This window comes from Salinivibrio sp. MA427 (assembly GCF_001996115.1).
Classification (GTDB): Bacteria; Pseudomonadota; Gammaproteobacteria; order Enterobacterales; family Vibrionaceae; genus Salinivibrio; species Salinivibrio costicola.
Genome location: NZ_MUFH01000196.1, coordinates 1 through 5,040 on the forward strand (window position 1 = coordinate 1; position 5,040 = coordinate 5,040).

Below are 5,040 nucleotides of genomic sequence, written 5' to 3' on the forward strand. Positions count from 1 at the left end.
GTGTTGCGGTGATAGTGTTTACAGCATGACACCGACGCTGAGCATAACCATAATCATGATAGTTAAAATGCCAAGCAGGGGAGCAACCCATTTTATCCATTTCGCATAGGGTACACGCGCAATGGCTAAGCCGCCCATGACCACGCCAGACGTCGGAGTCACTGTGTTGCGGTGATAGTGTTTACAGCATGACACCGACGCTGAGCATAACCATAATCATGATAGTTAAAATGCCAAGCAGGGGAGCAACCCATTTTATCCATTTCGCATAGGGTACACGCGCAATGGCTAAGCCGCCCATGACCACGCCAGACGTCGGAGTCACTAGGTTGACCAAGCCAGAGGCTGACTGGTAAGCGGTGACGACTAATTCGCGACCGACGTTGGCGAAATCAGCGAGGGGCGCCATGATTGGCATGGTTAGAACAGCCAGTCCTGATGATGAGGGCACCAAGAAAGACAGAAGTACTTCAAGCCAATACATCACATTGATAAACACAAATGACGACAAGCCCGATACTAGGCTTTCCGCGCTATTCAGTATGGTGTCGGTGATCATGCCTTTGTCCATGATCACCACAATACCGCGCGCAATACCGATGATCAGCGCTACACCAAGTAGGTCTCTCGCCCCATCTATAAAGCTGGTGGTGATTTCCTCTTCACTCATGCGCGCAATAAGACCAATGATAATGGCGGCCCCTAAGAACACGGCTGAGATCTCGGCCATCCACCATCCGAGCGAGGAGACGCCATAAATCATGACCGCGAATGCACCGGCAAAAACGGTAAGGATGACCTTACGTGTGGCGGTGAAGTCTAGGCTTTGATTATCATCGTGCTCGCCAAGGAAATGCTTTTTATTACTTTCATACTGGTCATAAACAATGGATTGGCTTTGGTCAGCGCGTACTTTTCGAGCATAGCGCATGACATAAGCGACACAAATGAGCCAACCAATGGCCAAAATGGCGAGGCGCAGCAGAATACCGTCGGTAAAAGGAATGCCTGCGGCATTGGCRGCAATCACAGTCGCAAACGGGTTAATGGTTGAGCCTAATGTGCCAATACCTGCGCCAAGTAGCACGGTGGCAGCGGCAACGACAGGATCAAAACGTGCGGCCATCATCACAGGCACAAGCAAGGTATAGAAGGGGAGTGATTCTTCAGCCATCCCGTAGATGGTGCCCCCTGCGGCAAATAGGCCCATCAAGATAGGGATCATCCACTCTTCGCGCCCTTCCAAGCGTTTGGTGACCCGCTCAATACCAGCATCAATAGCGCCCGTTTTCGTCACCAGCCCTAAAAAGCCGCCAATAATAAGAATAAACAGGGAGACATCAATGGCCGCCGCTTCATAAGTTTGGTGATTATAAAAGCCATCAATGGGGGCTAAAAGGACATCCACGATGCCTTGCGGATTACTCTCAACTTGCTGATAAGTGCCTGATACAGGGACTTCTTGACCAAGCTCTTCGTTCATGGTGCGGTCGTATTGCCCTGCGGGTACGACCCAACTTAGGGCGGCAACGACGGCAATAAGAATAAACAGTATCGTATAAGCGGATGGGAACTTCAGATTGGCAAACCAACCTTTTTTCTCAGGAACACTCTGGTTACTCATGGTTTCTCCTCATACCTCTTCTCAGTACAGGGGCGTACTACACGTGTTGAGGTAAAGCGTTAAGTTTCACGTCATTATTATTTTGAGCAATAAACATTTGCTTTGTCTTTATTGTAAAAGCGAGAGGCTTCTGACTTCTTGGTGATATCTCACAAAAGGAAATGTGGCTTTTTATTAAAAAAGATGAGCTAAAATTTTAAAGTGAATGTTATGTTGGTTTTTACGCGTACTTATCCTTTTTTTCGTCAAGGGAAAGGTGGGTTTTTATTGATTAAAATGTATCTACTTGCAGCATAAGGCAGATATTATCCCTTTGCTCGATAGCGTTTATGTGAGCAGATTGCTTAATTAGTCATAAGTGGTGGGCGTTAATGATGAATAAAACAGGATAAAACACCAAGGGTTCCAACGTGAGATAATTAGGCTTTTCTTGTTTTAAATCAAATTAGCGGTTGGCTTAAACCGAAGTCCGCATAGGAAAGGGCGCACTTGCGCCCTATTGATGAGGGCGTTATTTCTTTTTGATGGGTTTTGGCAGCACAATCATATCGCACTCAGAAAAATGGTCTTGGAAAGCGCGATTATTGATATCGAAGATAACAATGAGGTTGCCAAGGCCAAAGCAGGCCGTTGCCATGCGGATCAGTGCCTGAGTGGGGCGAATATTACTGCCATCGGTATTTTGCAGGCGCAGGCGCCATGCTCGCATCCCGAGTGTTTGTCCTGCCTTACACCAAAAATAGCCATAGAACCCACCGATGACACAGGCTAAATACGCTGTATATAATGGGTTAACAATGGGGTGATGGGTGAGAAAGTCACTGATATCTTGGTAGGGCGCGATAGACATGCCGAGCGCTTGTGCGATCGCGAGCAATGCCATCATGCCGCCCCCCGCAAGCATAAGAAGTGCGGCAACCACGAGAATATCATAGACCCAGGCCGCTAAGCGGCGAAAAAAACCTGCGGTTRGACAAGCGATAGAAGACGTTTGCATTGGTGTTTACATCCCAGTATTCAATTCGATGCTAGCCTAGCACAGACACTGTCTTGGCGAGTAAGACTAGGCTGTTGTTTTTTGACCAACTATGGGGATTTTTTCTGCATAAGTGTATCTTAGTGTCCTGAGTTGGTTAAAAATAATGCGAACAAACACTTTTTTGCTTTTTGTGCTTGCACTCGAAAGGGCGGTACGTATAATTGGCCGCACTTGCCGAGATGGCGGAATTGGTAGACGCAGCGGATTCAAAATCCGCCGCCTTAACGGGTGTGAGGGTTCAAGTCCCTCTCTCGGCACCAAATCCCAAAAAAGCCCCAGTCTAAAGACTGGGGCTTTTTTCGTTATGCGCCCGCATAAGCGATGTGCAAGTCACAATCCGCCACATTCTATCCCGCTAATCCTGACGGCCCAAGGTATGATCCCTCGATAAGCAAAAAGAGGGAGTAGTAAGGTGCAAGTGCGTTATCAAGACATTGCTCGTTGGATCGAAGCACAAATCCAGCAGCGCGTTTGGCAAGTCGGCGAGCGGATCCCATCGGTAAGAGAAATGAGCCGTCTCCAGCGCGTGAGTCCAATGACAGTGATGCGTGCTTATGAACAGTTGGAAGCTGATGGCTGGGTTGAAGCGAGACCTCGGTCCGGTTTTTTTGTTCGCCCTCATTATAACCAGTTGGCAGAGCATGTATTGGCGAGGCCGCAAGCTGATTCTCAATGGCTCTCCACGCATCAGGATGTCTTTGATGTGATCAGTGCTAGTCACCAAGGAACGCGCTATCCATTTGGTTCGGCATTTCCCGATCCTCAACTGTTCCCCATGCAAGCCTTGGGACGGGCAATGGCGCGAGTGCTTCGTCAGTCTTCACATCCAGACCACTTTACTATTTTACCACCCGGTGACACTGGGCTGCGTCGGTTGATTGCCCAACGCTATCTGCGTCAAGGCATTAAAGTTGGCATTGACGAAATCATTATCACCAACGGTGCAATAGAAGCATTAAGTTTGTCATTAGCCGCACTCACTCAACCTGGTGATAAAGTCATTATCGAAGCACCCGCTTTTTATGGGGTACTGCAAACGCTTGAAAGGCTACAACTTGAACCCGTTGCTGTATCGGTTGATCCAAGTTCTGGTATTGATATAAATGCGCTTGAGCACGCCTTAATCTCACACCAAGTATCGGCATGCTGGTTAATGAGTAACTTTCATAATCCTACCGGGGCATCGATTCCAGATGATGACCGGCCCCGTGTGGTTAGCCTACTTGCGTCTCATCAAGTCCCACTTATCGAAGATGATGTATATGGTGAGCTCTATTTCACCCCTTCACGGCCCATGCCTTTAAAAGCCTATGACGCGCAAGGCGGCGTCTTACATTGCGGCTCTTTCTCCAAACAGCTTGCACCTGGTTTTCGAGTGGGCTGGGTCGCGGCAGGGTGCTATGCGATGCAAATAGAGAAGCGTCAGTCCGTTTCGAGCTTAGCCGTAGGGGCGCCCAATCAACTGGCGATTGCTGATTACTTAAAACAAGGCGGCTATGACGCGCACTTACGCCGATTACGTGAAATGCTGTCTACTCGTCAAAACCAGGTCCTCACCCAACTCAAAGCGATCTTACCGGCCAGTGCCTCGGTTAGCGAACCCAAAGGCGGTTATTTTTTGTGGGTTACATTGGATAAAAACATCGATACGCGTGATCTGTTTCAGGCGTTAAGGCCGTTTGGTGTGACCATCGCCCCGGGTGCATTGTTTGCGACAGATGGACGGTTTAATCATTGCTTTCGTCTCAATCTCTCGATTGATGGAAAAGTAACAAGAGAGCTCGAGCACAATGATGCCGAGTGTGATGGGTTAAATCAGATTGCGACGGCTCTCTCATCGTTACTCGCCGCGTCACCTGTACCAGTTAAATAGTGATCACTTTGTACTAGGCCGCGACGGCACTTTTCCCTTTAAACTGGATGTGCAATACCAGCTTGGGAGGAAAAGATGAAACAAGAGATGAGCATGATGGTGGTCGCAATAATTTGTGCAGCGTTACTGATCCTTGGCCACATCATTATTATTGAAACACTTGCCTATTACACATGGGCGCAATGGACCGCTGGCGCAATTCCTTTTGTGCTTTTGCTCATGGCGTGGGGCGCTGTGCGTTATTGTCGAGCGAAAGAGCGTGCGGAGGAAAGGCAACAATCGCACTTGCACTAATTGTTTTTTTGTATTGAGGGAGCGTGAGCACCAGCCATCTCTCGCTCTCCACGACTAGAAAAGCTCTCAACGACCGGAAAAAGGGGCCTTTTGTCTGTTTTTGTTTGTTTTGTGAACAAACGAGCAGCAAGGCGCTTTTTTTTTATATTTAGGGGTTGCGGTAAAAACTGAGATCTCTATACTGCGCTTCCTGTCGACGGGGCAACGAGA

4 protein-coding genes, 1 tRNA gene and 1 pseudogene are annotated in these 5,040 nt (G+C 48.4%); 3 read left to right on the forward strand and 3 right to left on the reverse strand.

Annotation, left to right across the window (positions count from 1 at the left end; genetic code table 11):
* Positions 1-18: 18 nt before the first annotated feature.
* The 3 genes and pseudogenes from BZG79_RS16135 to BZG79_RS11505 all read right to left on the reverse strand — a co-directional run.
* Positions 19-168 (reverse strand): annotated as a pseudogene (locus tag BZG79_RS16135) (YfcC family protein); the annotation flags it as partial.
* Positions 169-181: 13 nt separating this feature from the next.
* Positions 182-1,624 carry a YfcC family protein gene (locus BZG79_RS11500; protein ID WP_077459919.1) on the reverse strand — a complete coding sequence of 481 codons (1,443 nt, stop codon included), beginning with the start codon at positions 1,622-1,624 and terminating at the stop codon, positions 182-184.
* A gap of 511 nt (positions 1,625-2,135) precedes the next feature.
* On the reverse strand, positions 2,136-2,621 hold the full coding sequence (locus tag BZG79_RS11505; RefSeq protein WP_077774452.1) for an RDD family protein: 486 nt from the start codon (positions 2,619-2,621) through the stop codon (positions 2,136-2,138).
* Between the two features lie 215 nt (positions 2,622-2,836).
* On the opposite strand from BZG79_RS11505, the gene BZG79_RS11510 reads away from it, so the two are divergent.
* From BZG79_RS11510 to BZG79_RS11520, 3 genes are all read left to right on the forward strand, one after another.
* A tRNA-Leu gene (locus BZG79_RS11510) sits at positions 2,837-2,923 on the forward strand.
* 152 nt (positions 2,924-3,075) lie between these two features.
* Positions 3,076-4,536, forward strand: coding sequence for a PLP-dependent aminotransferase family protein (locus BZG79_RS11515; protein ID WP_077774453.1), 1,461 nt, complete (start codon positions 3,076-3,078; stop codon positions 4,534-4,536).
* 75 nt (positions 4,537-4,611) lie between these two features.
* Positions 4,612-4,830, forward strand: a complete 219-nt coding sequence (locus tag BZG79_RS11520; RefSeq protein ID WP_021023412.1) for a hypothetical protein — start codon at positions 4,612-4,614, stop codon at positions 4,828-4,830.
* Positions 4,831-5,040 lie beyond the last annotated feature (210 nt).